We start from the raw sequence: 25,789 nt of genomic DNA, 5'->3' as shown, positions 1-25,789 counted from the left end.
CGCTCGCTTTTTGCATTGGAAAGGTATCGCCCATGTCCCGCCGCCGCCAGATCTACGAAGGCAAGGCCAAGATCCTGTATGAAGGCCCCGAACCGGGCACGATCATCCAGTATTTCAAGGATGATGCGACGGCCTTCAACGCCGAAAAGCGTGGCACGATCAACGGCAAAGGCGTGATCAATAATCGCATCAGCGAGCATGTATTTACGCGTCTCGCCCACCTCGGCATTCCGACCCATTTCATCCGCCGCCTGAACATGCGCGAGCAGCTGGTGCGGCAGGTTGAAATCATTCCGCTGGAAGTCGTGGTGCGCAATGTTGCAGCCGGTTCGATCTCGAAACGCCTTGGCATCGAAGAGGGCGAGATGCTTCCGCACACCATCATCGAATACTATCTGAAGGACGATGCACTGGGCGATCCGCTGGTGTCGGAAGAGCACATTTCAGCGTTCAACTGGGCCAGCCATGAAGAGATGCAGGATATCGCCGCCATGGCGATCCGCATCAATGATTTCATGTGCGGCATGTTCGCCGCGATCGATATTCGCCTCGTCGACTTCAAACTGGAATTCGGCCGCATTTTCGACGGCGATTTCAGCCGCGTGATCCTCGCCGACGAAATCAGCCCGGACAATTGCCGCCTGTGGGATTTCAACACCGGTGAAAAGCTCGACAAGGACCGGTTCCGCCGCGACCTGGGCGGTGAAGCCGAAGCCTATCAGGAAGTCGCCAAGCGGCTCGGCCTGCTGCAGAAGGAGGACGACAATTCGCCCGGCGAAGTCCTCGATATGGACGCGCACCGCTCCCGCCTGCGCCAACCAGCGCCGAAGCCGAAGAAGTAACACTACAAATCCGCAGCAGCACCTTGTTTCGCAAGGGGAAACTGGCATGGTGGGGTAATGACATCCCACCGGAACCCGTTTCGCCCGGCGCTTTGCGCAGTCCTGCTCTCCACATCCGCTCCCGTTTTTGCGCAGGATGATACGGTTCTGACCGGTCCGATGCCCGACTGGGTGGTCGAGACCGAAGCGCTTGATGTGCCCGATGACGCCAGCGGCCTCGCCTTCCTGCGCCGTCAGCATTCGGAAATCCATCTGGATGGCGACGAGCAATGGTCATTCGTGCACAATCATATCCGGTTGCTGCATCCCAATGCACTTCAGCTCGGCAATATTGCACTGACATGGAATCCTGCGGCAGGTTCACCGACGGTCCACCGCCTGCGGATTATCCGCGATGGCGAGGTTATGGATCTCCTTCCGACGAGCGAGTTCGAAATTCTCCGGCGGGAAGACCAGTTGGAGGCAGCGCGGCTTGATGGATTGCTGACCGCAACGCTGCGCGTGCCCGATCTTCGCGTAGGCGATGACCTGGAATTTGCCTATACGGTCCCAACTGCCAATCCGACGCTGACCGATCGCGATTTCGGTGCACTGTTTATGAGTGCCGATCCATCGCCAGGTCGGGTTCTCCTCCGTCTCAGCTGGGATGAGGAGGATGATCGGCCTACCACCCGTATGACTCCCGATCTTGAGCCTTTCGCGCAGCGGGATAGACGATCAATCACCATCCAAGCCGACAATCCGGAAGCGCTCGCACCTCCTCGCGATGCGCCGCCACGGTTCCAGATCCAGCGCTTCATGCAGTTTTCGGACTTTGAAAGTTGGGAATCGGTCTCCTCACGTTTTCACGCCCTTTTCGAAGAAGCGCGAGAGCTACCCACGGCATCTCCCCTGGCTGAAGAAGCCGCGCGAATAGCGCGCAATCATGATGGGCAGATGGCGCAGGCGCGTGCTGCGCTCGATCTGGTCACTCAGCAGGTGCGCTACATCTATGTCGGGCTGGATACCGGCGCCTTCACACCGGCAACGGCCGAGGAAACCTGGGAACGGCGTTGGGGTGACTGCAAAGGCAAGACCGCGCTTCTGCTTTCCTTGCTGGACGAGCTTGGCATCCCGGCAGAAGCGGTGCTGGTAAGCAATGCGGGTATCGATGACGGGCTGCAAGATTTTCTGCCGAACCCTGCCATGTTCGATCATGTTCTCGTGCGTGCCACTATCGACGGCCAGACATATTGGATGGACGGCACTTTGCCCGGCGTTGCGGTGCCTACCGAGCGCCCTATCCTGCCATATCGCAACGTGCTGCCCTTGCGTGATGGTGGCACAGATCCGGAAACAGTACCTTGGCAACCGCTCGATGCGCCTTCCGAAACTTCTATCTTCGACATTGATGCCAGCGCAGGCTTCGAAGTCCCCGCCAATATCGTCCAGACGACGATTGTGCGTGGGATCGAGGGACTGGGGCAGTACGCGGCATTCTCCGCACTTACCGCTCCGCAACTCGAGAATGCATTCCGCAATCAGCTTGCAGGGACAACGCAATGGGACACGGTCGATACCGTGACCTGGCGATATGATCGGGATGAGCAGGCAAGCGTTCTTCGGATCACCGGTACCGGTCGCCCTGACTGGGATAGCGAATCTGGCGGCAGATATGACATGGCCCTGCCCGGCGGAGGCTTCAGCCCTCCCTCAAGGCGGCAGCGTGACGAAGGCCAAGATCAGGATGCGCCCTATTTCAACCAGAACAATTGGTCGTGCCATGTCACTACGGTGCGAATTCCCGATGAAACGGAGCCCGGCAACTGGCGATACAATTCCACATTCGACACCAATTTGTACGGCCGCAATTATCGCCGCATGTTCGGCCTGGAAGATCGAGCAATCAGGCTCATCCGCATTTCGCAGATTACCGAGCGCGAAATCGATCGCGACAGGGCAGAGCGGGACAATGAACGATTGCCGGATTTCGATAACTCGATGGGTCGCATCTTTTATGATCCGGGGAGCAATGACCTGGGATCATCATGGTCCAACAGGATTTCGGTTCCAGCGGCATCGGAAGTCGAATGGGTCTCCGACTATGCAGCCTGTCACCCCGATTGGGGATATGACAATTGAAGCAACGATAATTCAGAGACTTAATAAGTAGCAATGGCCTAAAGCCCCGTTGCATGACGTTCATCGGCATTGCATAGAGTGTTACGAGCTCTCGGCGTGCTTGGGACGGTACGCATTCTTTGGGCCAGTTTTCAGTTTTGAGAGGGACTTTCCATGAAACTACGCCGCGTATTGAACGCCAGTATTTCCAGTGCCGCTTTGGCGCTTACGCTTTCCATTGCCGCCCCTGCGCAGGCGCAATCGGCCTGGGGTGTCGAAGCGACCGACGTCCAGGAAGACGAAGCGAACACATATGGCGTGCTGTCCAACGGCATGCGCTATGCGATCCGCCAGAACGACACGCCCGATGGCTCGGCATCGTTCCGCATGCATTTCGATTTCGGGTCGCTTGGTGAATCCGAAGCCGAGCAGGGTCTCGCCCACTTCATCGAGCACATGGCTTTCAACGGCACCACCAATGTTCCTGAAGGCGAAATGATTCCGCTGCTGGAACGCCTCGGTGCGAGCTTCGGTGCGGACACCAATGCCTACACCAGCTTTGAAGAGACGGTGTATATGCTCGACATTCCCAATGCGAACGAGGAAGGCGTCGACACCGCGCTGTTCCTGATGCGCGAAACGGCGAGCGAAATGCTGTTCACCCCCGAAGCGGTGGACCGCGAGCGCGAGATCATCGTTAGCGAACGCCGCGTGCGCGACAGCGCCGGACTGCGCAATTTCCGCGACATGTTCGATTTCCGCATCCCCGGCACACGCTATGTCAGCCGCTTTCCGATCGGCACCGACGCTACCGTGCGCGCCGCTACGCCGGAAATGTTCCGCGATCTCTACAACCGCTTCTATCGTCCGGAGAACGCGACGCTGATCGTCGTCGGCGATATCGACGTTGCGGAAATCGAAGCGAAGATTGTTGAGCGTTTCAGCGATTGGCAGGGGGTCGGCGCAGCGGGCTCAATACCGCCGCTCGGCGATGTGAACTTCGACCGCGAAACGGAATTCGACACCTTTGTCGATCCGGCAATCGGTGAAGGTGTGGCGATCTACCAGCTGCGTCCTTACGAGGACCAGGTGGACACCGTGGCGGAGCGCATGGAAGGCCAGTTGCGCAGCCTTTCCCGCATTATCTTCAACCGCCGCATCTCGCGCATCGCCAATCAGGCGGACAGCCCGATCCTCGGCGGCGGCTATGGCGCCGGCAGCGATGAAGGCGTGGCAGATTACACTTCGCTCAGCATCGACACCCGCGATGGGGCCTGGGAACAGGGCCTCGCCATTGCCGAACAGGAACTGCGCCGCGCACTGGAATACGGTTTCACTCAGGCAGAGCTCGATTACGCGCTGACGCAGACCGCCAGCAGCTACGAACGCGCCGCAGCGCAGGCCGATGCGCGCACGCATCCGCAGCTCGCAGGGGCACTGGTGAACGCCGCGACCGAGAATGATTTCATCACCACCCCGCAGTACCGGCTCGAGCTGTTCGAGGCGATGCGCCCGCAGCTGACTCTTGATGCGGTGAACGAGACCTTCCGCGAAGCTTGGAGCGAAGGCGCGCCGCTGGTCCGCGTGACCGCGAAAGAAGACTTCGGCGGAGAAGAAGCCGTCGCGGCCGTTTTCAACGAAAGCACCACGGTCGCTGTTACTCCGCCGGAAGATACGGATGCGGTGATTTTCGCTTATGATGATTGGGGCACTCCGGGCACGGTCGTTTCCGACACCATGATCGAGGACCTCGGCATTCGCACGGTCGTGTTCGACAACAATGTGCGCCTGAACATCAAGCAGACCGATTTTGAACCGGGCCGCGTGCGCTTCTCGGTCAACATGGACGGCGGCAGCTTTGCGCTCGATCCGGCCAGCTCGACTGCTGCGGGTATCTACCTGCAAATCGCTTCGGCTGTCGGCGGTACGCAGGCACACACTGCCGACGAATTGCAGGAAGCAACGGCAGGACGCCAGATTTCGACCGGCATCAACGCAGGGAGCGACACGTTCAGCACCGGCGGTGTAACCACGCCTGACGATCTCGACATGCAGATGAAAGTCAGCGCAGCATTCCTGACTGACCTTGGCTTGCGGCCGGAAGCCGATGCGCGCTTCAACGCAGTCATAGAACAGGTCTGGAATTCGCTTCTGTCGCAGCCCGGTTCGGTCTTCGGCTTCAATTCCGGAGCGCTGATCGCGGACAGCCCCTACACCGATTTCCCGACCCGCGAGCAGCTTGATGCGGTGGACCGCGAAGCGCTGCTCGCCTCGGTTCAGGCGGCGGCTGCAGACGGTGCGATCGAAATTGGCATTGTCGGTGATATCGATCCCGAAGAGGCGATTGCGGCTGTAGCGCAGAGCTTCGGCGCGTTGCCGGAGCGTGAAGCTGAGTTCAGCGACTATGCTGACGAGCGTGTGATTGCATTCAACGATCTGTCGGATGACGGCATCACCGATTTCACCCACACCGGTCAGGATGATCAGGCATTGGTCGGCAGCATCTGGCGCACGATCGATGACGACGATTATCGGGCAGCCGTGACTCACCAGATGTTGGTCGGCGTACTACGCCTGAAAGGCATCGAAACACTGCGAGAAGAGTTTGCCGCGACTTACAGCCCGAGTGTCGGCGGTTCGACGAGCAGCACGTTCGAAGACTACGGCACGATCAGCATGTCTGCGGTCATCGACCCGGGTCTGACGGATCAGACGCTTGGCCTGATCCATCGCCTTGCCCGCGAATTGCGCGACGAGCCTGTGACGGAGGACTTCCTCCTTCGCGCCCGTCAGCCGGTGATCGAAAACATCCGGCAGGCGCAGGAGAATAACGGCTATTGGCTCGGCATCGTCAATGACGCGCAGAGCGAAGCCGATCGCCTCAACCGGGTCCGCACGCAGGTGGAAACGATCATGAGTATCACGCCGGAAGAAATCCAGGCCATGGCTCAGCAATACCTGACGCCGGAGCGCCGCGCCGATGCACGCATCCTCGTGGCACCGACCGAAGGCGAATAATCGAGCGGATACTTTTGCGAAGGGCGGCGGACCAACTGGGTTCGCCGCTCTTTTTCCTGTGCGATTGCGCCTGCATCCCCCTTGCCCCGCGCGCGCGGAAACGCCATAGGCCGGGCGCATAGATTCCAGAGTGCAAAGGCCCCTTCTCATGAAAATCCGTGTCCACGTTTCGCTCAAGCCCGGTGTTCTCGACCCGCAGGGTCGCGCAGTGCATCACGCGCTCGAAGGGCTTGGCTTTGATGGTGTGGACGATGTCCGCATCGGACGCACGGTCGAAATGGACGTCGCTGACAGCACCAGCGACGAAGCCCTTGCCGAAATGTGCCAGAAGCTGCTCGCCAATACGGTGATCGAAAACTACCGCATCGAGAAGGTGGGCTGATGAAGACCGCAGTTGTCACATTCCCCGGCTCCAATTGCGACCGCGACATGTGGGTGGCGCTGCGCGATGTGACGGGCACAGATCCGGTCAAGGTGTGGCACGGCGATGCCGATCTTCCCGACGCCCTCGATTTCATCGCCCTGCCCGGCGGCTTTTCTTACGGCGATTACCTGCGCAGCGGCGCCATGGCGGCGAACAGCCCGATCATGCGCTCCGTCATCGCGGCTGCCGAGCGTGGCGTGCCGGTGCTGGGCGTTTGCAACGGTTTTCAGGTGCTCACCGAAGCACGGCTGCTGCCTGGTGCGCTGATGCGCAACGCCGGACAGAATTTCATCTGCCGCACGGCTGAACTGATCGTCGAGAATGCGAGCAGCCATTTCACCAATGCTTATTCCGCTGGCGAACGCATCGCGATCCCTGTTGCGCATCACGATGGCAATTACTTCGCCGATGATGAAACGCTGGACCGGCTCGAAGGCGATGGCCGCGTGGCCTTTCGCTATCCCGACGCAGTGAACGGATCGCGGCGCGATATCGCGGGCATTCTCAATGCAAAGGGCAATGTTCTCGGCATGATGCCACACCCTGAGCGGGCGATTGAGCCGGCGCATGGTGGGAGCGATGGCAGGCGCCTGTTTGAAAGCGTGCTGAAAGTTCTCGCCTAGAGGCTTACGCTGCCGCTTTGCTGCGCTTCAAAACGAGCGAGTGCGCTTCCACTGCGCTCATCGGGCGGCCAAAGTAATATCCCTGGATTTTCGTGCAGCCCAGATCGCGCACGAGCTGCGCCTGCTCGGCTGTCTCGACGCCTTCAGCAGTCGTCGACATTTCGAGGCTTTGTGCCATCGCAACTACGGCGCGAACGATCGCAAGGCTTTCAGGACTGTCTTCCGATGCGCCCTGCACGAAGCTGCGATCGACCTTGATAGTCGAGAAACGAAGATCGCGTAGGTAGCCAAGCGACGAATAGCCCGTGCCGAAGTCGTCCAGCGCTACGGAGCAGCCCAATGCAAGAATCTCTTCGAGCGTTTCATTCGCGGTCTTGCCATCGCGCAGGAACACGCTTTCGGTCACTTCCACTTCCAGCCGATTGGCCGCTAGGCCTGTCTCTGCAAGAGCCTGCACGACGGTCGCGGTGAAATTGGGTTCGAGCAGCTGCTCGCCCGATACGTTGACCGCAACCTTGATATCGTCATCCCAACGCGTGGCTTCCTTGCAAGCCTTGTGCAGGACCCACTGGCCGATGGGCACGATCAGCCGCGTGTCTTCTGCAAGAGGGATGAACTTGGCGGGGCTGATAAAACCATGCTCTTCGCTGTTCCAGCGCAGCAGGGCTTCGAAACTGACGACTTTCTCCGTATTGGCGTTGACCACCGGCTGATAGTTGAGCGTCAATTCGTTCTTCTCGATGGCCTGGCGCAGCGATAGCTCAAGTTTGCGCCGCTCCTCTGCCGTGGCGTGAAGTGACGGGATGTAATTGCAATGCGTGCCGCCCCCATCATCCTTCGCGCGGTACAGTGCCAGATCCGCGTTGCGCATCAGCGTTTCGACGGTCTGTCCGTCACGCGGGCCAATGGCGGACCCGACACTGGCACCAATGAAGAGCGTGTGATTGTCGACGATGTAGGGCTGCGAAAGCTGTTCAATGATCGTTTCAGCAATGCGATCGACGCGCAGGTGATCGGTCGCATCGCGTATGACAACGGCGAATTCGTCACCGCCGAGGCGCCCGCATTTTTCATTGTCGGTGCAGACCGAATTGAGCCGTTCTGACACCTTGGCGAGCAGGCGATCCCCGACAAGGTGGCCGAGCGAATCGTTTACCGCCTTGAAGCGGTCGAGGTCGATCATCAGGAAAGCGCAGCGGGTGCGCCATTGCTCGGAGAAGCGCATGGCCTCGCCAAGAGCCTCCGTAAGCATCAGGCGGTTTGGCAGACCGGTCAGCGTGTCGTATCGCGCCAGATAGGCGATCTTCTCGTCTCGCTCGCGCTGTTCGCTCACATCGGAGCCGACGCCGCGAAAGCCGATATAATTGCCCGACTGGTCGCGCATTGGCGTGCCTGACAATTCCCACCAGCGGCGCTGCTCGCCAATATGGACCTGCACCAGGAGGTTGGAGAAGCTCTCGCGCCGCTTCAACCGTTCGGCGAGATCATGCAGGCTGCGCGGCACTTCACCCGTTTCAAAGGTGTCCCCACCGATAAGGCGGATAAACCGCTCGCCTTCGACCTCTTGCGGTTCCTTGCCCAAGGCAAAGGCAAAGCGCGGCGAAACAGAGCGCAGGCGGCGATGATTGTCGACTTGCCAGAGCCAGTCCGACTCTTTTTCCTCGAATTCGCGGAGCAGCAGGGACACGACCTCGTCTTTCTCAGCGACGCCTGCCTCGGCAATACGCGCCGAGAGATAGGTCCGCGCGGAGTTGAGCGCTGCAGCAACGATAGTCAGAACAAACGCAAGGCTCGCAACGGCAAATGGATAATCGCCGCTAATCACAAAGGATGCAGCGCCGGAGACGCCCACGACCAGATCGAAGACAACCACCGATACGGGCGCAGAAGAGGTCGTGGCTGCGCTGCCCGCAATGAGCATCGCTGCAAGCGCCCAAAGGCCGAAATGCTGCGCGGAGCTACCGAATGACACAGCGCCCAACAGCGCGGCGATCCACGGCAAGGCACACAGGCCGACAGCCAATGCCTGACGACGGAATTCGACGCGCGTCATGTGCCGTTTGTCGACATCGGCGAATAGCCTGTCGATACGGCTCACATTGGCGACCGCTGCCACGATGCTGATGAGCCAAAGGGCGAGCAACCACGGCGGCAGAGTGCCGAAATAGAGCGCGGCCGCCATCGTCCCGGCGATTCCGTGCGCGGCCAGGCGGATGCGCGAAAACTTGTGCAATTCAGAATATTGCAGCGCCCGCAGCCGTTCCCACGTCCCCTCTGACGGTTCACGCAGTCCGATCACTTCCAGCGATGCAAGTCGCAGTGGAAGCTTCGGCAAGCCGGTCGGGTTCTTGCTCACATAGCTGCCATAGGCAGGCAATGGTTATTGCGAGGTAAAGCCCGCGAATTTCAGCGCATTTCGCGTCTATTCGACGGTGACCGACTTGGCGAGATTGCGGGGCTGATCGACATCCGTCCCCTTCGCCACAGCCACATGATAGGCGAGCAATTGCACCGGCACGGCGTAGACGAGCGGCGCGATCAGCGGGTGGACTTTGGGCATCTGGATGGTCGCCATGCAATCCTCGCCAGCCTCTGCAATCCCGTCCGCGTCGGAAATCAGCACGACCTTGCCTCCGCGCGCCTGCACTTCCTGCATGTTGGAAACGGTCTTTTCGAACAGCGGGCCGGACGGCGCGAGGACAATCACCGGCACATCTTCGTCGATCAGCGCGATAGGGCCGTGTTTCATCTCCCCAGAAGCGTAGCCCTCAGCGTGGATATAGCTGATTTCCTTGAGCTTCAGCGCGCCCTCGAGCGCCAGCGGGAAGTCCGCGCCGCGCCCGAGATACAGCACGTCCCGCGCGGGAGCGATGAGGTGCGCCATCGCGGCAATATCGTCGTCGTGATCGAGCGCAGCATTGAGGCACGCGGGCGCTTCGAGCAGATGCTCGACGATGTCTGCCTCTTCCTCTCGGTTCAGCAGGCCCTTCTTGACCGCGAAATGCGCAGCCAGAGCCGCAAGAACCGCCAATTGGCAGGTGAACGCCTTGGTCGAGGCGACGCCAATTTCCGGGCCAGCATGGGTCGGCAGCAGCAAATCGGCTTCGCGCGCCATGGAGCTGGTCGGCACGTTGACCACCGCGGCAATCACCTGCCCCTGCTCGCGGCAATGGCGTAGCGCGGCGAGCGTATCCGCCGTCTCCCCGCTCTGGCTGATGAATAGCGCGAGGCCGCCCTTCGGCAGCACCGGTTCACGGTAGCGGAATTCGGATGCGAAATCGATGTCGACAGGCACGCGGGCGAATTGCTCGAACCAGTATTTTGCGACCATTCCAGCATAATAGGAGGTGCCGCAGGCGACCAGCGTGATACGGTCGATCTCTGAGATATCGAAGTCGATCTGCGGCAGCGCAACCTGTTGCTCGACCGGGCGAAGGTAGGACCGGAGCGTCTGCGCGACGACGGTCGGCTGCTCGAAAATCTCCTTCTGCATGAAGTGGCGATAATTGCCCTTTTCAATCGCAGAGGCGGACGCGCCGGAGGTGCGGAATTCGCGCTCGACTTCATTGCCTTCGACATCGCGGATCACCGCTGTGCCATTCGTGATGACGGCCCAATCACCTTCTTCGAGATAGGCGATCTGCTGGGTCAGCGGAGCAAGCGCCAAAGCGTCGGAGCCGAGGTACATCTCACCCTCGCCCTGCCCCACGACCAATGGAGACCCGAGCCGCGCACCGATCAGCATGTCCGGATAATCGCGGAATGCGATGGCGAGCGCGAAGGCACCGCGCAGACGCGGAAGAACAGTCTTCACAGCCTCTTGCGGCAGACTGCCGTTTTCAATCTCGCGGCTGATCAAGTGGACAACCGTTTCGGTGTCCGTGTCGCTCTCGAAATTGCGGCCCTCTGCGCGCAATTCGTCACGCAACTCCTTGAAATTCTCGATAATCCCATTGTGCACTAGCGCTACGAGAGGCGTTGCATGTGGGTGTGCGTTTTTCTCGACGGGCGGGCCATGCGTCGCCCAGCGCGTGTGGGCGATGCCAGTGGTGCCGGGCGCATTCGAACGCTCCAGTTCCTCGACCAGATTGTTGAGCTTACCCTCGGCGCGGCGGCGCACCAATTCGCCATCATGCAGAGTGCAGACACCGGCGCTGTCATAGCCGCGATATTCCATCCGCTTCAGGCCATCGACCAGCCTGCCTGCCACGGGGCGATCCCCAACAATACCGATAATGCCGCACATAAATTGAGCCCCTTGCCGCGTTAATGCGGGAAATTCTTGTCTACGAAAGCAACAGCGAAAGGAACCGGATCGGGTTCCTCCCCCGTCTGCGCGCGAAAGCGATCCTGACCCTTAGCCCACACTTCCTGAATGGCGCCTTCCATTCCTTCCGGAAATTGCATGCGTTTGGCCACGATTTCGCGCCAGGTGCCGGTCTCGCCATAGGTCGCGCGGAAATGCGGTTCCGCTTCGGTCAGCCATTTGCGATTGGCCTCATCCAGAGCGCCGATACTGTCGAGCACGTATGAATCGAGCAGCCGCAGGAAGGGTTTGCCCTCGTAGCGGTCGGTCACTTGCTTTCCGCCTTCTTCTTTTTCTTCATGGCGTCGTGGAAGCGATCGGCCCAGCCGGGCTTTACCATTTGGTCGGCGCGAACCATGCGAAGCTCGCCATCGGCGACATCGCGCGTGACCGCGCTGCCTGCCGCAACGATGGCATCCGCGCCGATATTGATCGGTGCCACCAGCGCGCTGTTGGATCCGATGAAGGCGCGCTCGCCGATCGTAGTCTGGTGCTTGAAATAGCCATCGTAATTGCAGGTGATCGTGCCCGCGCCGATATTTGCGCCCGCCCCTATTGTCGCATCGCCGAGATAGGTCAGGTGATTGGCTTTCGCGCCTTCACCCAGCGTAGCCTTCTTCATCTCGACGAAATTGCCGATCTTGCTGCCTTTTTCGAGAACGGCGCCGGGCCGCAGGCGGGCGTAAGGGCCGACTTCAGTGTCGGGGCCCACATGCGCGCCTTCGAGATGGCTGAACGCCTTGATATGCGCGCCGGATTCGATGGTGACACCCGGTCCGAACACCACATTCGGCTCGATCACCACATCCTCTGCGATCTCGGTATCCCAGCTGAAGAACACGGTTTCGGGTGCGCGTAAGGTTACGCCTGCATCCATCGCTTCGGCGCGCTGCAGATCCTGCCACTGCGCCTCTGCCGCGGCGAGTTCGGCGCGCGAATTGATGCCGGCGACTTCGTCAGCTCTCGCAGTCGAAACGACCGCACAATTGTGGCCATCGGCGATGGCGATGTTGACGATGTCGGGCAGGTAATACTCGGCCTGCGCATTATCGTTCGATACGCGATCGAGCAGAGCGAAGAGGTCTTGCGAACGCGCAGCGAGCAGGCCTGAATTGCACAATGTGCACGCCCGCTCTTCCTCGCTGGCATCCTTCCATTCGACCATTTTGATGATCTGGCCCTGCTGCGCGATGACACGCCCGTAACGCAGCGGATCCTCCGGCTCGAAGCCGAGAACTACGCTAGCCGGAGTGTCAGCAGCATTCAGCCGCGCAATCATGGCGCGCATGGTCTCTGTCGAGACAAACGGCACATCACCGTAGAGCACCAGCACGTCGCCATCGAAATCGGCCAGAGCCTCTTTCGCCTGCTGCACCGCATGGCCGGTGCCCAATTGTGGGTCCTGCACACCGAAGCTCACGCGATCACCCAGCGCATCGTGCAATTGCTCGCGCGATTCGCCGACGATGGTGACCAAACGCTCCGGCGCAAGTGCCTCGACACTTGCCAGCAGATGTTCGATCATGGATCGCCCGCCCACTTCATGCAGCACCTTGTGGCGTGCGCTCTTCATTCGCGTCCCCTTGCCCGCAGCAAGAATGACGGCAGCGATTGGTCTGGATTCACTCATGGTTAGTGCCCATGCCACCAAATCATTGCGGTTTCCACATCGCACTCTATTTGCGACCCCCGATGAGCAAAATTCCCTTCGATATCGTCCTTTTCGACCTTGATGGCACGCTGGTGGACTCCGCCCGCGACCTGTGTCCTGCAGTAAACCATGCGCTAACCCGGATCGGGCGCGATCCCGTTAGCGAGGACACATCGCGCACGCTGATCGGCGGCGGGACGGACATGATGCTGACGCGCGCGCTGGAAGCCACCGGCGGCATGATCGGGGATGACGAATATCGCGAGCTGAGCCAGACGCTGATCGAATTCTATTGGGACAATTTGGCCGTCAACACCGTGCCCTATGCCGGATGCGAAGAAGCGCTGACGCAGCTGCGTGAGACAGGCGTCACCCTCGCCGTGTGCACGAACAAATCCGAGAAGCCCGCGCGCGAGTTGCTCGATGCGCTTGGCATGACCGATCACTTTTCAGCGATTTATGGCGGCGATACGCTCGGCCGGGAAAACGCCAAGCCCGCGCCCGACATGCTGCATGCTGCCATCGCCGATTGCGGAGGTGGCCGCGCATTGATGGTGGGCGATACCACCTACGATGTGCGCGCCGCCCGCTCCGCCTCCGTGCCCGTGCTGACTTTCACCAACGGTTATGCCGATGTGCCGCATAGCGAGCTCGGCAGCGATGGTCATTTCCTCACCTGGCACGCCTTCATCGACGCGGCGTGCTCACTCTGACTAACGCCCGTGTATTGACACACTAATACACTTTACCCATAACCTCTCCCGGGACAACTCCTGTGGGGAGGAATTTATGTATAGCGAACAGGATCTGCGTGATGCTGTGGCTGGCGGGGCAATCACTGCGGAAAGCGCCGACGCATTCCGCACGCACGTTGCGCAGATGCGCCGCATGCCGGTGACCGACGAAGAAAACTTTCGCCTGGTCAATTCATTCAACGATATCTTTGTGACCATCGCTGCGGTCCTGCTGCTGGTTGCCATGGGCGGCATAGGCACAGCCATCGTGCCGGGCCTCGCCGGGCTGCTGGTGGCGGCTGCTGCGTGGTTCATGGCTGAATTCTTCACCAAGCGGCGCCGCATGGCTTTGCCGAGCATCGTGCTGATGCTCGCCTTTGTCGGCGGTCTGGTTGCCGCTCCGATCGAGATTCTCAGTGAGAGCAACGTGGACGATAATGCGCGCATGATGGGCGCATTGGTTGCCGCGAGCTTCCTTGCCGGTGCAATTGGCGCATGGCTGCACTGGAAACGCTTCATGGTGCCTATCACCATTGCCGCGATTTCTGCGACGACAGCTGCTGCGGTCATCGCAACAGTTGTCACGGCTATCATGCCAGCTGAGGGCACAAGCCCGGAATACATCCTCCTGCCGCTGGTCTTTGCCGCCGGCATCGCGATTTTCGCCTTTGCCATGCGCTGGGACATGAGCGACCGTGAACGCCAGACACGCCGCAGCGATGTCGCCTTCTGGCTGCACCTGCTCGCCGCACCGATGATCGCGCATCCGCTGTTCCACTGGCTCGGCATCAATGATGGCAGCACGATCGGTGCAGGCGGCGCCCTGCTGGTACTCGGCGCCTATCTGCTGTTCGGCCTTGTGGCGCTCGCGATCGATCGCCGCGCGTTGCTCGTTTCCGCGCTCGCCTATGTGATCGTCGCCCTGACCGGGCTGTTCGAACAGAATGGCATGGTCGAGCTGTCGGTTGCGCTGACCGCATTGGTGATCGGCTCTGCCCTGTTGATGCTGTCCGCCTTCTGGCCCGCCATCCGCAGTGTCGTCGTCGACAAACTGCCGGGCGAGCTGCAACAGCGCCTGCCGGTTGCAGGCACGCTCGCTCCCTCAGCCTGATCCAGTTTAGGCCAATAACCCTCCTGTCGATTTCCTCTCCTATCCACTTGGCACGAATGCATTTTCGCAGCACAAGTCGGGAGGGATCGACAGGAGGGCATTTACTTGAATAACGGGATTCGTTCTTTGGCGACGCTTGGTTCGGTCGCCACCATCGTGTTCTGGATTTTCATCGCCAGCACGGCCTTGACCATTTCGCTGCAGCTCTATGCGATCGCTACCGACAATTTGCTGTCTGCCAATGGAGGTATGATCTTCTTCCTCCTTGGAGCGATAGGCCTCATCTGGCTGCTCGCCTTTGGTGTGGCGATTGTCGTGACCGCGCTGTGGGTTTATCGGGCCCATGCCAATCTGCACGAGGCGCGGCTGGCCGGGCTCAATTACAACCCCGGTTGGGCCACCGCGTCCTTTTTCGTGCCCCTCGTCAACACATACCTGCCCTTCGTCTCCACCCGCGAATTGTTCAATCGCAGCCATGGCGAAAGCGATTGGCACGCCAAATCGGATGTCGGTGACGTCACCAGCTGGGTGGCCTGCAATTGGGGAGCGCTAGTCGTTTTTTCGGCTGCGGTGACCTACATCGCGATCGACTCGATCCCGGGCGTGCATGTCATGCTGCCGCCCGCGGCCTTCGTCGGCCTTTTCATCCTGCTTTACCTGCTGATGCTGGGTTCGGCCTGGTTCATGATGCAGATCATCCGCAAGGTGACGGCAGCACAGCAGCATGGCATGCATCTAAGCCAGGGTGACGTGTTCGCCTGAACAGCCGGACTGCTTAGCTGTCGACTGCTTTCACCAGACGCCGCTCGACCGGCGCGAGGACATTGCCGAGCTCATGCCCGCGTTTGAGGACCTGCCCCTGCTCGCCAAACAGCGTCCACATTCCCTGCCGGTTGCGCATGGCGGGGCGCTTCTCAAGTCGCATCTGCGGCGTGTCGGCGGTGCGGCGGAAGGCCGCGAAGGTGGCGCAATGCTTGTCGAAATTCATCGCGTAATCGCGCCATTCACCGGCGGCGACCATGCGTCCGTACAGATCGAGAATGCGCCCCAGTTCCTGCCGGTCGAAGCCAATTTGTGATGGCGGCCTCTGGCCCGGAAACGCGATGATATTGGGAGAGCCTGCGGCTGCCTTCATCAGCTCTTGGTGCCGCTTTTACGGTCGGAAAAGAGATCCGGACCGACCGCTACGTCGCCCTGCTTCTTCAAAGCATCGATCTGCTCTTGCAAACGGGCCACATCCTTTTGCAGCTTTTCAACGCAATCGCCGTTGACGCCTTCTACGCAGGGATCATCGCAGGGCGTGCCGTAGGGAATGAATTCCTTCATCCACTGCTCTGCCGGGACCAGCGTTGAACGCGCCTTGAGGCCGATCATCGTCGCGCCTTCGGGCACATCGTCGGTGACCACCGCATTCGCGCCAACGCGCGCGCGCTCACCTACCGTGATAGGCCCGATCACCTGGGCACCGGAGCCGATAATTACGTTGTCGCGCAAAGTCGGGTGACGTTTGCCGCCTTCGCCATTGGTAGGATTGGTGCCGCCGAGTGTGACGCACTGATAAATAGTGACATTGTCGCCTATCTCTGCCGTCTCACCTATGACTGTAAAGCCATGGTCGATGAAGAAATTCTTCCCGATCTTGGCGCCAGGGTGAATATCGATCGCGGTGAGAAAGCGGCTGAAATGGTTCACCAGCCGCGCCAGAAAATAGAGCTCTGCCTCAAACAGCCAATGTGCAACTTTATGCAAGCCGAGCGCGATAACACCCGGATAAAGAAGGATTTCCCAGCGTGAACGCGGCGCCGGATCGCGCGCCCGGACCGATTCAAGGTAGCTGACGAGCCGTTCAAACATCGCAGTCAGTTTCCCATTAAAACCTGCTCAAATCAAGCGCGGCTCTTCCGGGCCGTGCACAGCTTCCAGCGCGGATCGCCAGATGCCAAGGTTAGGTGGGGCCTTTCGCTCGAGAGACAAGCGATCGATGGTCGCGACAAGCTGCTCAAGTTCCGCCTGCGAACGTCCGGCGCGTGGGATCAGATAATCTGCGGCATCGCTCCGAAGCGGCAGCCCCCGTTCCTCCGCCAACGACAAAAGCAGATCACGCGCCATCTCGTCATCCGGCAGACCGATCTCTAGTTGCAGCGATCCGCCGAGACGCGACTTCAAATCAGGCAAGCGGATATCCCACGGCGGCTCCCCGCCGATGATCAGCAGAGGAGTCCCGGCCTCCTGCGCGCGGTTCCAGCGATGGAACACCGCGTCTTCTTCCAGCAATTGCGCATCATCGATCGCATCGCCCGCGCCGCTTTCAGCAAACCACCTTGCAAACAGGGATTTGCCCGAACGCGGCTGTCCTGTGAGAACGGCGGTGCGAAAGGGCCAGCTCGCCGCATTGGTCAACGCATCGGCAACATGCCCATTCGCCGCACCGATGATGATGCGCGACGGTCCCTTGCCGGCCTTCAGAGGTAAGGCGATTTGCTCCACCAATGCGCTCCTGACGCGCTTAACGCGAAATGCCGAGTGCGTTCTCGCCCTCGTTCACCGCCCAGCCGCGCGAACGCAGTGCTGCGGCGAGAGCGGGCAATTCTCCACTATAGGTCACCCGCAGGACAGATGCACCGCCGATGGCCGTGGAACCGACCGCCACCGAGCTGACACCCGGTGTCCCGCGAAGCAGCGTCAGCGCTGTATCGAAGGCATTCCCATCGGGCGTTGCCACCTGAACGACATAGGTCGCCGCAGCTGCCGCCGGTTCTGGCGTAGCAGTAGCCGTGCCTCCATCCGGTAGGCCTGCTGATGCGACATTGTCATCCTCGCCCGCTGCTGCCGCTGCGTCTGCCGCCTCGGCGCGGCGCGCTTCATCCAGCAGGGCGCGAATTTCGGGGCTGATCTCGATGTTGTCGAGCGTAAGCGTCGGGTCTGGACGCAGGGTTCCATCGGCCAGCGCTGCGCTGAATATCTGATCGAAGCGCGCGACTGCACGGTTCAGCATGGCAGGAAGCTCATCGGCGCTGTCCGCACGCATGGCGAAGGACTCGAGGTAGCGGTTGTCGGGGCCATAGCGCGCAGTGAACTGGCCCTCTACCGGGCCGCCGGGATACTGCCAGGAAAGATTCACGACCGGCACCAGCACGTCTGCCGCGCTGAACTGATCGAGGATGTTGTTCCACCACGCACGGCTGCGGCGACCTGTCTGGCCATAGGTAAGGAGAAGGCTCTCCCCACCCGCGCCCGACGGCCGCACATAATCGATAGCGCTGCTGCCGAATTGGTATTGCGCCCAGGCCCGCTGCCACGGATTGCGCGTTTCGAACATCAGCTGCGTGCCATCGCTCACCATCACCGGCAGTGTAAGCATGGGTGCAGAACGAGCGCGATTGCCGCTCGCGCCAAGCAATCCACCCGCGCGCTGACGATCAAAAATCACGCCAAGCCGGGCAATATACCGACGCGGTCCGATCTGCTCTTCTTCGACCACAATTGCGGCGACGAGCGATTCGAGCCGCGAATCGGGAATGGCCGGACCTTCCAACTGCTGCCAGGCCAGCCGCTGCGCCTCTCGCCAGCCATTGGCGCGCGCCTCTTCCGGACTGTCACCGGTGACGTTCACTTCGATCCCGCGCACGTCGATGTCCGTGCTGCTGGCGACGGGAGCGATGCCGCGTTCGCCGGAAACCTGCGCCAGCAAGGAAGCACCGGCGACAAGGCACAGGAGTAGCGCAGCCGCCAGACCGAGCAGGGCTGGAAAGCGGTGTGCCTGAAGGCGAGACGTGATCGAAAGCATGCTCATCGGGGAAATCGAGTGCCTTTTGCCCAAAGGCGAGTGGAAATCCAAGCCCGAAAGACTATGGCAGTCTCATGAGCGCGGACAAAAACTCTTACACCTATGAACAGGCAGGTGTCTCAATCGATGCGGGCAACCGCCTCGTCAAGACGATCGGCCCCCTCGTCAAAGCCACTATGCGCCCTGGCGCGGATGGTGAAATCGGCGGTTTCGGCGGCTTTTTCGATCCCAAGGCGGCGGGATATAAGGACCCGCTGCTCGTCGCGGGGAATGACGGCGTTGGCACCAAGCTGAAACTCGCGATCGAGAACGACCGACACGATACGGTCGGGATCGACCTCGTCGCCATGTGCGTGAACGATCTGATCGTGCAAGGCGCTGAGCCGCTGTTCTTCCTCGATTACTTCGCCACCGGAAAGCTGGACAATGGCGTTGCCGAACGTGTGATCGCGGGCATTGCTGATGGCTGCAAACAGGCCGGATGCGCGCTGATTGGCGGCGAGACGGCGGAAATGCCCGGCATGTATGCCGATGGCGATTACGATCTTGCAGGCTTCTGCGTCGGCGCAGTCGAGCGCGGCGAGCAGCTGACAGGCGATCGCGTCGCGCCCGGCCATGTCCTGCTCGGTCTGCCCAGCTCCGGTGTCCATTCCAACGGCTATTCGCTTGTGCGTCGCCTTGCCGCAGACAAGGGCTGGAAACTCGATCGCCCTGCCCTGTTCGATCAGGATCGTCTGCTGATCGATCACCTGATCGAGCCCACAAGAATCTACGTGGAGAGCCTGCTTCCGGTCGTCCGGCGCGGATTGATCGATGCGCTGGCGCACATCACCGGCGGCGGATTGCTGGAAAACCTGCCGCGCGTTCTGCCTGAGGGCGCGCGGGCCGTGGTCAATGCCGATGCCTGGGAGCAACCGCGACTGATGGCTTTCCTCCAGGCACAGGGGAATATCGAGCCGGGCGAAATGGCGCGCACCTTCAATTGCGGCGTTGGGATGGTGCTGGCGGTCGCGCCGGACAATGTCGACGGCGTGTTGCACGCTCTCTCCGAAGCTGGCGAAGACGTGCTGCGGATCGGCGAAATCGTCGAAGGCCAGCGCGGCTGCACCGTGCGCGGCTCTGCTGGCACGTGGAGTGGCACAAGCGACTGGGAAGCCAGCCACGATGCCTGATGCGCCGCAGCGCAAGGTAAAGGTCGCCTGCCTGCTATCGGGCAATGGCACGACCATGTCGGCGCTGCTGTTCCATTCCCGCCTGCCGGGATGCCCCTATGAAATCGTGCTCGTCGCTTCCAATCGCCCCGATGCACCCGGATTGAAGATTGCCGAAGCGGAAGGCATCGCCACCTTTGCGCACGATCACAAAGGTCTGGATCGCCGCGAACACGAGCAGATCATGGATGCGGCGCTGCGCGAAAGCGGCGCGGAATATCTCGCCCTGTGCGGCTACATGCGCATCCTGACGGAAGACTTTGTGAACGGCTGGGAAGGCCGCATGGTCAATACGCATCCCTCGTTGCTGCCGAAGTACAAGGGTCTCGACACCCATCAGCGCGCTATCGATGCGGGCGACAAATTCGGCGGCTGTTCGATCCATATCGTGACGCCGGAGCTCGATGGGGGTCCGCTGCTGGGGCAGGTGCCGGTCGCCATCCTTCCCGACGACACGGCAGAAAGCCTCGCCGCGCGGGTGATTCTGGCCGAATACCAGCTCTATCCGCGACTGTTTGCCGAATACGTCGGGCGGCAATATCGCGCAGATTGGCTGTTAGAGACCGTGAGCAAGCTCGCCCTCGCCCAGCCCGAGGCGGAGGAGCGCGAAAGCCACGGTTCGCCCGGCTGGCATACAGGCGGCAAAAGCGGCAAATTCTTCGCCCATTTCCTCGATCAGCATCACGGCAGCGAACACATTGCGGTCCTGGTCAAGACGAGCGGACCGGACGAAGTCATCGGCCTCTCCGAAACCGCGCCCGAAACCTATTTCAAGCCTGCTTATTACGGCGCGTCCGGCTGGGTCGGGATCATTCTCAACCGGCCCGGCGTTGACTGGGATATGGTTCAGGAATGGCTTTCCCGCAGCTGGCGCATGGTCGCGCCCAAACGGCTGACCAAATTGTACGACGCGGCCGATCAGTTCTAGCCGATGGCTCCACCGCCACGCCCCCATCCCCTCGCCCGCTCGCCGCATGTCGAGCGCGTCTGCGGGTGGCTCGAAAAAAGCTGGGCGCGCGGGATTACCGATGTTCCCTCACTCGATACCGACGTACTGTGGGGCAAGGCGCTTCGCGATGTGCCGGCAGAGGGCGAGCGCGGACCTCGCAGTGAAGCCGACATGGCCGATTTCCGCCTGCGGCTGGAAGTACTGGCCGAATCGCTGCAATCCGAAGCGCGGCTCAATGCCCTGGGCCTCACCATGGCACATGGCCAGCTTGTCCGCGTGATCCGCCAGCGCTTGGAATTGGGCGAGCTGTGGTCCGAGCAGCCCGATCTGGTGCATGCGGAGCTTGCGCCGCCGATCATTATCGTCGGCCAGATGCGCAGCGGCACCACGCGCGTACATCGCCTGCTTGCCGCCGATCCGCAATTGGCTGCCACACGCTTTTGCGACAGCTGGCACCCGGTTCCGCGCAAGCCCGACACGCGGCCTGCGTGGTCCGCGCTGACGCTGCTCTTCGCCCGCACGCTCGATCCGTGGCTCGATTCGATCCATCCCTTCGGAACGACGCGACCCGATGAAGAACTTGGCTGGCTCGCCTGCGCGCTAGATCATTGTGCGTACGAAGCGCAGTGGCGCGTGCCCGGCTTCACGGCTCTCTCGGAAGACCGCGATCCTGCGCCGATCTATCGCGAATTCGGGCGAATCCTGCGCACCGATGCGGTCTGGCACGGCAATGCGCACCGTCCGCGCGTTCTCAAAGTTCCGCAATTTGCCGAAGACCTGCCAGCGATCCTGAACGAATTTCCTGACGCGCGCGTGGTCGTGACGAAACGCTGCGAGGATAATCTCGCCAGCAGCGCCGCATCGCTTGTCGCCAACCAGATGACCATCCAGTCGGACGACGTCGACATGGATTGGATCGAGAAGGAAGTGAAACGCAAGATCGCGCTGCGCGACGACCGGATGGCAGCGGCCCTCTCCGGCTTCAATGGTCCGATGTCCGAAGTCGATTTCGAAGCATTGGGAGAAGACTGGAAAGCAGAGATGCGCCGTGTTTATGCCGAGCTCGGCTTGCCTCTGTCAGATGATGCCATCTCTGCAATGGGCGACGAGCAAACGCGTGCGGCACAAGACAAGCACACTGCCCACAGCCGCAGCTATCGCAATTTCAGCGGCTCGTAGCGGGGCTTTGCAAGTTGTCGGCACTGGAAAAATGCTGCAGCGTATGGGTCGGCCGGTCGCTGAAGCTTTGCCAGCTTTTCACATGGCGATGATCGGCCTGCGCCACGAAGTGCGTTGATGTCGCATGCTTAGGGTGGCTGGCTGAGGTCAGTCCGCTGATCAGCATATCGTCACCGCGATGCGCGATGCGATCGATCTGCACCTTGTGGTCGGGGGCTTTCTCGAACAGCGTCGCCAACATCGCAAGACACTGCTCCCGGCCAACCATTTCGTCACCCGAACTGTCAATGAACCGGAAATCGGTAGCCATGGCATCGGCCATAGCGGCAAAGTCGCGCGCATTCAGCGCGGCCACCCAGTTTTGCAAAGTTTCGATATCGGATTGTCTTCCCCAGACACGCATAGGCGGTCTCCACAGAGCCGGGCAACATCGCACGACTCGTGCATTCAGGCTGATTTAATTGAAAAATCAGCTGAACTGCTCAAGCAACCTAACAGAAAAGCCCGGGCGGTGTAAGACACTCCGCCCGGGCTTCTCTCCCAATTCCAGAAAACTGAAATTTAGCCTACGATTTCGTCTTCGTTGAAGAAGTAGTCGATTTCGATCTTGGCGTTTTCTTCGCTGTCCGAACCGTGGACGGTGTTTTCACCGATCGACAGCGCGTATTCCTTGCGGATGGTGCCAGCGTCGGCTTCTGCCGGGTTGGTGGCGCCCATGATGTCGCGGTTGCGCTTCACGGCGTCTTCACCTTCGAGAACCTGCACGACGACCGGCTCGCTCATCATGAAATCGACGAGTTCGCCGAAGAAGGGGCGATCTTTGTGCACGGCGTAAAAGCCTTCTGCCTGCTCGCGGCTCATGTGGATACGCTTGGACGCGACGACACGCAGGCCGGCATCTTCCAGCATCTTGGTGACAGCGCCGGTGAGGTTGCGCTTGGTGGCATCGGGCTTGATGATCGAGAACGTGTGGGTGACCGCCATGGGGGATTTCCTTCGCAATAGTCAGGGAATGAATATTGCGCGCGCCCCTAGCGGCACTGCCGGGTTTGGGCAAGCCTGAAGAGAGGTTATGGCTGGCGGCCGACTGTCAGCATGCCGCTTGTCTCACCATCGCTCGTGCTGGCGGTGAAACTGAAGAACATGCTGCCATCGCCCTCCCCGCCGATCATGTTCATGTCGCCGCTTTCCATGCTCATGTTGATGTCGATGCCAGCACCTTCGGCCTGCTCGCGATAGAAGGCCACAAGATCATCACGCGATGCGGAACTCGTCATGATGATCATCGTGCCATCTCCCTGCTCGCCACTGACCGACGTGTTGGAAACGACTTCTGCACCGGGATAGATCGTAAAACCGGCAGGCAGGTCTACCTCTGAATTGCTCCCGGTTTCGACGACGGTCTCGTTACCATCATTATCAGTGAAGCGGATTTCCGCGCCGTCGCCATCGTTATCGACATTGTACGCGGCGGTGCCATCTTCGCCTTCGATCGTGCCGTTCTCACTCGATCCGCAAGCTGCGAGCATGGCGATTGCTGCTGAAGCCAATATCAGACGCATGTTTTGTCTCCCCTCTGGATAGCGAGAGCATCGCATAAAGAGTGACAAAGACAAGAGGGTCAGAGATGCGGCGCGCCCCCCTCTGCGAATTTCAGCCCGCTTGCGTCCAGCGCCCGCGATCATCCTGTTTCCAGAATTGCCGTTCCATGTCTTCACGACTTTCGAGCGCTTTCCAGTTGCGACGTGCAGCATCAATTGTGCTGTCATCGAACAGGAAAAAGAGGCGGCCAAATTCGCCTTCCGGCTCGCGCCACTGCCCATCAGCGATGAGGAGGAATTTGGCACCGTTCGTGGGCTCGACCTCATTCGACAACAGGATCGGCTGACGCGCGTCATGTTCATCGCCGGCTATACCATTGGCGAGAAAGTGTTCCGGAGCGGCGGTCCAGAGCGCTTGTGAAATCGTCTCCAGCAATTCCAGATCATCGGCGACGATCAGGAGGCGCTCGTCCTGCTCGCGCACTTTGCGGGCCAGCAACGCGGTGGCTGCGGGTGCCGGGTCGGACGAGAGGAGGTAGAAGTCCACTTTCATTTCGTTCGGCCTATCGCTTCGCTACTTGAGGCCATCGGGATTCCCCTTGTTGCGCCGGCAGCGTTCGGAACAATAGCGGACGTTATCCCAATCCCGCTCCCACTTCTTGCGCCACGAAAACGGTAGGCCGCATGTCTCGCAGATCTTGCTGGGCAGATCCGATTTCTTGCGCATGCGGCCCATATTTAGCGGCCTATCGCTTCGCTACTTGAGGCCAAGGCTATTACCCCTCCACCGTCGCGCGGACGAAATTGTCGAGCAGGCGCACGCCGTAGCCCGTTGCGCCCTTGTCCCACGTCGCACCCGGCTTGTCGGCCCACACCATGCCAGCAATGTCGAGATGCGCCCATGGCGTGTCATTTTCGATAAAGCGGCCGAGGAATTGTGCTGCCGTGATTGAGCCAGCGCCGCGCGGGCCGATATTCTGCATATCGGCGATCGGGCTGTTGATGAGCTTGTCGTACTCCGGGCCGATCGGGAGCCGCCAGAGCTTGTCGCCCGAGCTTTTCCCCGCCGCGAGCAGATCATCGGCAAGGCTATCGTTGTTCGAGAACAGGCCGCCATGCTCATTGCCGAGCGCGATGATCATCGCACCCGTCAGAGTGGCGAGATCGACAATCCGCGACGGCGAAAATTCGCGCTGGGTCCAGGTCAGCGCATCGCCCAGCACCAGCCGTCCTTCGGCGTCGGTGTTGAGGATTTCGACCGTCTGGCCGCTCATAGATTTGACGACGTCGCCCGGGCGCTGGGCATTGCCATCGGGCATGTTCTCAACAAGTCCGCACACACCAATCACATTCGCCTTGGCCTTGCGCAGCGAAAGCGCGAGCATCGCGCCAGCAACCGCGCCAGCGCCGCCCATGTCGAATTTCATATCGCCCATGTTCGGGCCCGGCTTGATCGAAATGCCGCCCGTATCGAAGGTCACGCCCTTGCCCACGAAAGCAATCGGGGCATCGCCGTCTTTGCCGCCCATCCATTTGATGACCAGCAGCTTGCTTTCCTTGCGCGAACCCTGCCCGACGCCCAGCAGCATGTGCATGCCGAGCTTTTCCATTTCCTCTTCGCCCAGCACCTGAATTTCGGCGCCGGTGCCTTCGAAGCGTTCCCGGCAGCGTTCGACGAAACTTGCCGGATAAATGGTGTTGGCAGGTTCAGCGACGAGTTCACGGGTGAAGTCGACACCGTTCGCAATGCCCTCTGCCTCTTGCCATAAAGACTCGGCGCCATCCGGCGCGCCGATCACGGCAATTTCCTTCAGCGTTTTCTTCTGCTCATCGCGCAGCTTGGTGCGATATTCGTCCCACCGCCAATTGCGCAGCTTGATGCCCGTGATCACCGCGACGATGTCTTCTGCGGAAAGGTCGCTCGCTCCGAAATCCAGCGCAATCGCGCTCTCGCCGCTCGTCGAATATTTAGCCGCCAGTGCCGCACCCGCTTTTTCCAGAGCGTGGTTGCGCTTGTCGTCGCCTTTCTTGCCAGCCCCTGCCAGAGCCAGCCGCACCAGCTTGCCGTCCTTCTTGTAGAAACCCTCGAAAGTCTGCCCGGTCTTGCCGGTGAAGCGCGATGCTTCTGCGGCTTCCACGAAATTATCGGGCAGGTCCTGCGGCAGCTTGTCCTGGTCAACAATGCGGGCAACAAGGCGCGGACTATCGGCGGTCAGGCTGTCGCTGAAATGGATTTTCATAAGGGCTCCCAAGAATCTGTATCGGTGCAAAATGGCAAGGCAGCGCGCCTTGCAAAGCTGGCGTTGCAGTTAG

At 60.4% G+C, this 25,789-nt stretch carries 25 protein-coding genes; 11 read left to right on the top strand and 14 right to left on the bottom strand.

Going from position 1 to position 25,789, the window contains the following annotated elements; all coding sequences use genetic code 11:
* Window positions 1–32: 32 nt before the first annotated feature.
* From purC to purQ, 5 genes are all read left to right on the top strand, one after another.
* The gene (gene purC, locus O2N64_RS09415; RefSeq protein ID WP_271077355.1) at window positions 33–842 is read left to right on the top strand and encodes a phosphoribosylaminoimidazolesuccinocarboxamide synthase; all 810 of its coding nucleotides are present in this window, start codon (window positions 33–35) and stop codon (window positions 840–842) included.
* A gap of 57 nt (window positions 843–899) precedes the next feature.
* Window positions 900–2,963 (top strand): DUF3857 domain-containing protein, encoded by a 2,064-nt coding sequence (locus O2N64_RS09410; RefSeq protein ID WP_271077354.1) that lies wholly within the window; start codon window positions 900–902, stop codon window positions 2,961–2,963.
* A 153-nt stretch (window positions 2,964–3,116) separates the two neighbouring features.
* On the top strand, window positions 3,117–5,960 hold the full coding sequence (locus tag O2N64_RS09405) for a M16 family metallopeptidase (protein ID WP_271077353.1): 2,844 nt from the start codon (window positions 3,117–3,119) through the stop codon (window positions 5,958–5,960).
* 148 nt (window positions 5,961–6,108) lie between these two features.
* On the top strand, window positions 6,109–6,342 hold the full coding sequence (gene purS, locus O2N64_RS09400; RefSeq protein ID WP_271077352.1) for a phosphoribosylformylglycinamidine synthase subunit PurS: 234 nt from the start codon (window positions 6,109–6,111) through the stop codon (window positions 6,340–6,342).
* Window positions 6,342–7,007, top strand: coding sequence for a phosphoribosylformylglycinamidine synthase subunit PurQ (gene purQ, locus O2N64_RS09395; protein ID WP_271077351.1), 666 nt, complete (start codon window positions 6,342–6,344; stop codon window positions 7,005–7,007). Before purS ends, purQ begins: the two co-directional genes overlap by 1 nt.
* 4 nt (window positions 7,008–7,011) lie before the next feature.
* Here purQ and O2N64_RS09390 read toward each other — a convergent pair whose 3' ends face one another.
* From O2N64_RS09390 to glmU, 4 genes are all read right to left on the bottom strand, one after another.
* On the bottom strand, window positions 7,012–9,363 hold the full coding sequence (locus O2N64_RS09390) for a putative bifunctional diguanylate cyclase/phosphodiesterase (protein WP_271077350.1): 2,352 nt from the start codon (window positions 9,361–9,363) through the stop codon (window positions 7,012–7,014).
* A gap of 66 nt (window positions 9,364–9,429) precedes the next feature.
* On the bottom strand, window positions 9,430–11,253 hold the full coding sequence (gene glmS / locus O2N64_RS09385) for a glutamine--fructose-6-phosphate transaminase (isomerizing) (RefSeq protein WP_271077349.1): 1,824 nt from the start codon (window positions 11,251–11,253) through the stop codon (window positions 9,430–9,432).
* 20 nt (window positions 11,254–11,273) lie between these two features.
* A complete protein-coding gene (locus O2N64_RS09380) occupies window positions 11,274–11,585 on the bottom strand; it encodes a hypothetical protein (RefSeq protein WP_271077348.1) in 312 nt (103 codons plus the stop codon).
* Window positions 11,582–12,886 (bottom strand): bifunctional UDP-N-acetylglucosamine diphosphorylase/glucosamine-1-phosphate N-acetyltransferase GlmU, encoded by a 1,305-nt coding sequence (gene glmU / locus O2N64_RS09375; protein ID WP_442866730.1) that lies wholly within the window; start codon window positions 12,884–12,886, stop codon window positions 11,582–11,584. The genes O2N64_RS09380 and glmU overlap by 4 nt, the downstream gene beginning before the upstream one ends.
* A gap of 119 nt (window positions 12,887–13,005) precedes the next feature.
* Here glmU and O2N64_RS09370 point away from each other — a divergent pair, with 119 nt between their 5' ends.
* From O2N64_RS09370 to O2N64_RS09360, 3 genes are all read left to right on the top strand, one after another.
* Window positions 13,006–13,677, top strand: a complete 672-nt coding sequence (locus tag O2N64_RS09370; protein ID WP_271077346.1) for an HAD-IA family hydrolase — start codon at window positions 13,006–13,008, stop codon at window positions 13,675–13,677.
* 76 nt (window positions 13,678–13,753) lie between these two features.
* Window positions 13,754–14,809, top strand: coding sequence for a hypothetical protein (locus tag O2N64_RS09365; RefSeq protein WP_271077345.1), 1,056 nt, complete (start codon window positions 13,754–13,756; stop codon window positions 14,807–14,809).
* A 105-nt stretch (window positions 14,810–14,914) separates the two neighbouring features.
* Window positions 14,915–15,571 carry a DUF4328 domain-containing protein gene (locus O2N64_RS09360; RefSeq protein ID WP_271077344.1) on the top strand — a complete coding sequence of 219 codons (657 nt, stop codon included), beginning with the start codon at window positions 14,915–14,917 and terminating at the stop codon, window positions 15,569–15,571.
* Window positions 15,572–15,584: 13 nt separating this feature from the next.
* Here the strand turns inward: O2N64_RS09360 and O2N64_RS09355 are convergent, their stop codons facing one another.
* Genes O2N64_RS09355 through O2N64_RS09340 form a run of 4 tightly spaced genes read right to left on the bottom strand, consistent with a single transcriptional unit; the run spans window position 15,585 to window position 18,602 of the window.
* Complete coding sequence (locus tag O2N64_RS09355; RefSeq protein ID WP_271077343.1) at window positions 15,585–15,944, bottom strand: DUF2794 domain-containing protein; 360 nt, start codon at window positions 15,942–15,944, stop codon at window positions 15,585–15,587.
* The gene (gene epsC, locus O2N64_RS09350) at window positions 15,944–16,663 is read right to left on the bottom strand and encodes a serine O-acetyltransferase EpsC (protein WP_271077342.1); all 720 of its coding nucleotides are present in this window, start codon (window positions 16,661–16,663) and stop codon (window positions 15,944–15,946) included. The genes O2N64_RS09355 and epsC overlap by 1 nt, the downstream gene beginning before the upstream one ends.
* Before the next feature lie 27 nt (window positions 16,664–16,690).
* A complete protein-coding gene (locus tag O2N64_RS09345; RefSeq protein WP_271077341.1) occupies window positions 16,691–17,296 on the bottom strand; it encodes an HdaA/DnaA family protein in 606 nt (201 codons plus the stop codon).
* Between the two features lie 19 nt (window positions 17,297–17,315).
* On the bottom strand, window positions 17,316–18,602 hold the full coding sequence (locus tag O2N64_RS09340; protein ID WP_271077340.1) for a heavy-metal-associated domain-containing protein: 1,287 nt from the start codon (window positions 18,600–18,602) through the stop codon (window positions 17,316–17,318).
* A gap of 68 nt (window positions 18,603–18,670) precedes the next feature.
* Between O2N64_RS09340 and purM the strand changes: the two genes are divergently transcribed.
* Genes purM through O2N64_RS09325 form a run of 3 tightly spaced genes read left to right on the top strand, consistent with a single transcriptional unit; the run spans window position 18,671 to window position 21,935 of the window.
* A complete protein-coding gene (gene purM / locus O2N64_RS09335) occupies window positions 18,671–19,768 on the top strand; it encodes a phosphoribosylformylglycinamidine cyclo-ligase (RefSeq protein WP_271077339.1) in 1,098 nt (365 codons plus the stop codon).
* Complete coding sequence (gene purN, locus O2N64_RS09330) at window positions 19,761–20,735, top strand: phosphoribosylglycinamide formyltransferase (protein WP_271077338.1); 975 nt, start codon at window positions 19,761–19,763, stop codon at window positions 20,733–20,735. Before purM ends, purN begins: the two co-directional genes overlap by 8 nt.
* A 3-nt stretch (window positions 20,736–20,738) precedes the next feature.
* Window positions 20,739–21,935, top strand: a complete 1,197-nt coding sequence (locus O2N64_RS09325) for a sulfotransferase family protein (protein ID WP_271077337.1) — start codon at window positions 20,739–20,741, stop codon at window positions 21,933–21,935.
* Here O2N64_RS09325 and O2N64_RS09320 read toward each other — a convergent pair.
* The 6 genes from O2N64_RS09320 to O2N64_RS09295 all read right to left on the bottom strand — a co-directional run bounded on the left by O2N64_RS09320 (window position 21,922) and on the right by O2N64_RS09295 (window position 25,716).
* Window positions 21,922–22,338, bottom strand: a complete 417-nt coding sequence (locus tag O2N64_RS09320) for a nuclear transport factor 2 family protein (RefSeq protein ID WP_271077336.1) — start codon at window positions 22,336–22,338, stop codon at window positions 21,922–21,924. The two genes, O2N64_RS09325 and O2N64_RS09320, sit on opposite strands and share 14 nt — an antisense overlap.
* Before the next feature lie 158 nt (window positions 22,339–22,496).
* Window positions 22,497–22,919, bottom strand: a complete 423-nt coding sequence (ndk, locus tag O2N64_RS09315; protein WP_271077335.1) for a nucleoside-diphosphate kinase — start codon at window positions 22,917–22,919, stop codon at window positions 22,497–22,499.
* An 86-nt stretch (window positions 22,920–23,005) separates the two neighbouring features.
* On the bottom strand, window positions 23,006–23,497 hold the full coding sequence (locus tag O2N64_RS09310) for a hypothetical protein (RefSeq protein ID WP_271077334.1): 492 nt from the start codon (window positions 23,495–23,497) through the stop codon (window positions 23,006–23,008).
* Between the two features lie 91 nt (window positions 23,498–23,588).
* Complete coding sequence (locus O2N64_RS09305; protein WP_271077333.1) at window positions 23,589–24,029, bottom strand: DNA polymerase III subunit chi; 441 nt, start codon at window positions 24,027–24,029, stop codon at window positions 23,589–23,591.
* A gap of 21 nt (window positions 24,030–24,050) precedes the next feature.
* Window positions 24,051–24,212: a DUF2256 domain-containing protein gene (locus tag O2N64_RS09300; protein ID WP_271077332.1), complete on the bottom strand. Its 162-nt coding sequence runs from the start codon at window positions 24,210–24,212 to the stop codon at window positions 24,051–24,053.
* A 40-nt stretch (window positions 24,213–24,252) separates the two neighbouring features.
* Window positions 24,253–25,716: a leucyl aminopeptidase gene (locus tag O2N64_RS09295; RefSeq protein WP_271077331.1), complete on the bottom strand. Its 1,464-nt coding sequence runs from the start codon at window positions 25,714–25,716 to the stop codon at window positions 24,253–24,255.
* Window positions 25,717–25,789 lie beyond the last annotated feature (73 nt).

Origin of the sequence: Aurantiacibacter sp. MUD61, assembly GCF_027912455.1 — a bacterium.
In the GTDB taxonomy this organism is placed as follows: domain Bacteria; phylum Pseudomonadota; class Alphaproteobacteria; order Sphingomonadales; family Sphingomonadaceae; genus Alteraurantiacibacter.
This window is presented reverse-complemented; position numbering and strand designations above follow the sequence as displayed.

What these genes read in the sequence shown, in the direction of transcription:
- purC (WP_271077355.1), top strand. Translation starts at nt 33, where the DNA reads ATGTCCCGCCGCCGCCAGATCTACGAAGGCAAGGCCAAGATCCTGTAT.
- O2N64_RS09410 (WP_271077354.1), top strand. Translation starts at nt 900, where the DNA reads ATGACATCCCACCGGAACCCGTTTCGCCCGGCGCTTTGCGCAGTCCTG.
- O2N64_RS09405 (WP_271077353.1), top strand. Translation starts at nt 3,117, where the DNA reads ATGAAACTACGCCGCGTATTGAACGCCAGTATTTCCAGTGCCGCTTTG.
- purS (WP_271077352.1), top strand. Translation starts at nt 6,109, where the DNA reads ATGAAAATCCGTGTCCACGTTTCGCTCAAGCCCGGTGTTCTCGACCCG.
- purQ (WP_271077351.1), top strand. Translation starts at nt 6,342, where the DNA reads ATGAAGACCGCAGTTGTCACATTCCCCGGCTCCAATTGCGACCGCGAC.
- glmS (WP_271077349.1), bottom strand. Translation starts at nt 11,253, where the DNA reads ATGTGCGGCATTATCGGTATTGTTGGGGATCGCCCCGTGGCAGGCAGG.
- glmU (WP_442866730.1), bottom strand. Translation starts at nt 12,886, where the DNA reads ATGAAGAGCGCACGCCACAAGGTGCTGCATGAAGTGGGCGGGCGATCC.
- O2N64_RS09370 (WP_271077346.1), top strand. Translation starts at nt 13,006, where the DNA reads ATGAGCAAAATTCCCTTCGATATCGTCCTTTTCGACCTTGATGGCACG.
- O2N64_RS09365 (WP_271077345.1), top strand. Translation starts at nt 13,754, where the DNA reads ATGTATAGCGAACAGGATCTGCGTGATGCTGTGGCTGGCGGGGCAATC.
- O2N64_RS09355 (WP_271077343.1), bottom strand. Translation starts at nt 15,944, where the DNA reads ATGAAGGCAGCCGCAGGCTCTCCCAATATCATCGCGTTTCCGGGCCAG.
- epsC (WP_271077342.1), bottom strand. Translation starts at nt 16,663, where the DNA reads ATGTTTGAACGGCTCGTCAGCTACCTTGAATCGGTCCGGGCGCGCGAT.
- O2N64_RS09340 (WP_271077340.1), bottom strand. Translation starts at nt 18,602, where the DNA reads ATGAGCATGCTTTCGATCACGTCTCGCCTTCAGGCACACCGCTTTCCA.
- purM (WP_271077339.1), top strand. Translation starts at nt 18,671, where the DNA reads ATGAGCGCGGACAAAAACTCTTACACCTATGAACAGGCAGGTGTCTCA.
- purN (WP_271077338.1), top strand. Translation starts at nt 19,761, where the DNA reads ATGCCTGATGCGCCGCAGCGCAAGGTAAAGGTCGCCTGCCTGCTATCG.
- O2N64_RS09325 (WP_271077337.1), top strand. Translation starts at nt 20,739, where the DNA reads ATGGCTCCACCGCCACGCCCCCATCCCCTCGCCCGCTCGCCGCATGTC.
- O2N64_RS09320 (WP_271077336.1), bottom strand. Translation starts at nt 22,338, where the DNA reads ATGCGTGTCTGGGGAAGACAATCCGATATCGAAACTTTGCAAAACTGG.
- ndk (WP_271077335.1), bottom strand. Translation starts at nt 22,919, where the DNA reads ATGGCGGTCACCCACACGTTCTCGATCATCAAGCCCGATGCCACCAAG.
- O2N64_RS09310 (WP_271077334.1), bottom strand. Translation starts at nt 23,497, where the DNA reads ATGCGTCTGATATTGGCTTCAGCAGCAATCGCCATGCTCGCAGCTTGC.
- O2N64_RS09305 (WP_271077333.1), bottom strand. Translation starts at nt 24,029, where the DNA reads ATGAAAGTGGACTTCTACCTCCTCTCGTCCGACCCGGCACCCGCAGCC.
- O2N64_RS09300 (WP_271077332.1), bottom strand. Translation starts at nt 24,212, where the DNA reads ATGGGCCGCATGCGCAAGAAATCGGATCTGCCCAGCAAGATCTGCGAG.
- O2N64_RS09295 (WP_271077331.1), bottom strand. Translation starts at nt 25,716, where the DNA reads ATGAAAATCCATTTCAGCGACAGCCTGACCGCCGATAGTCCGCGCCTT.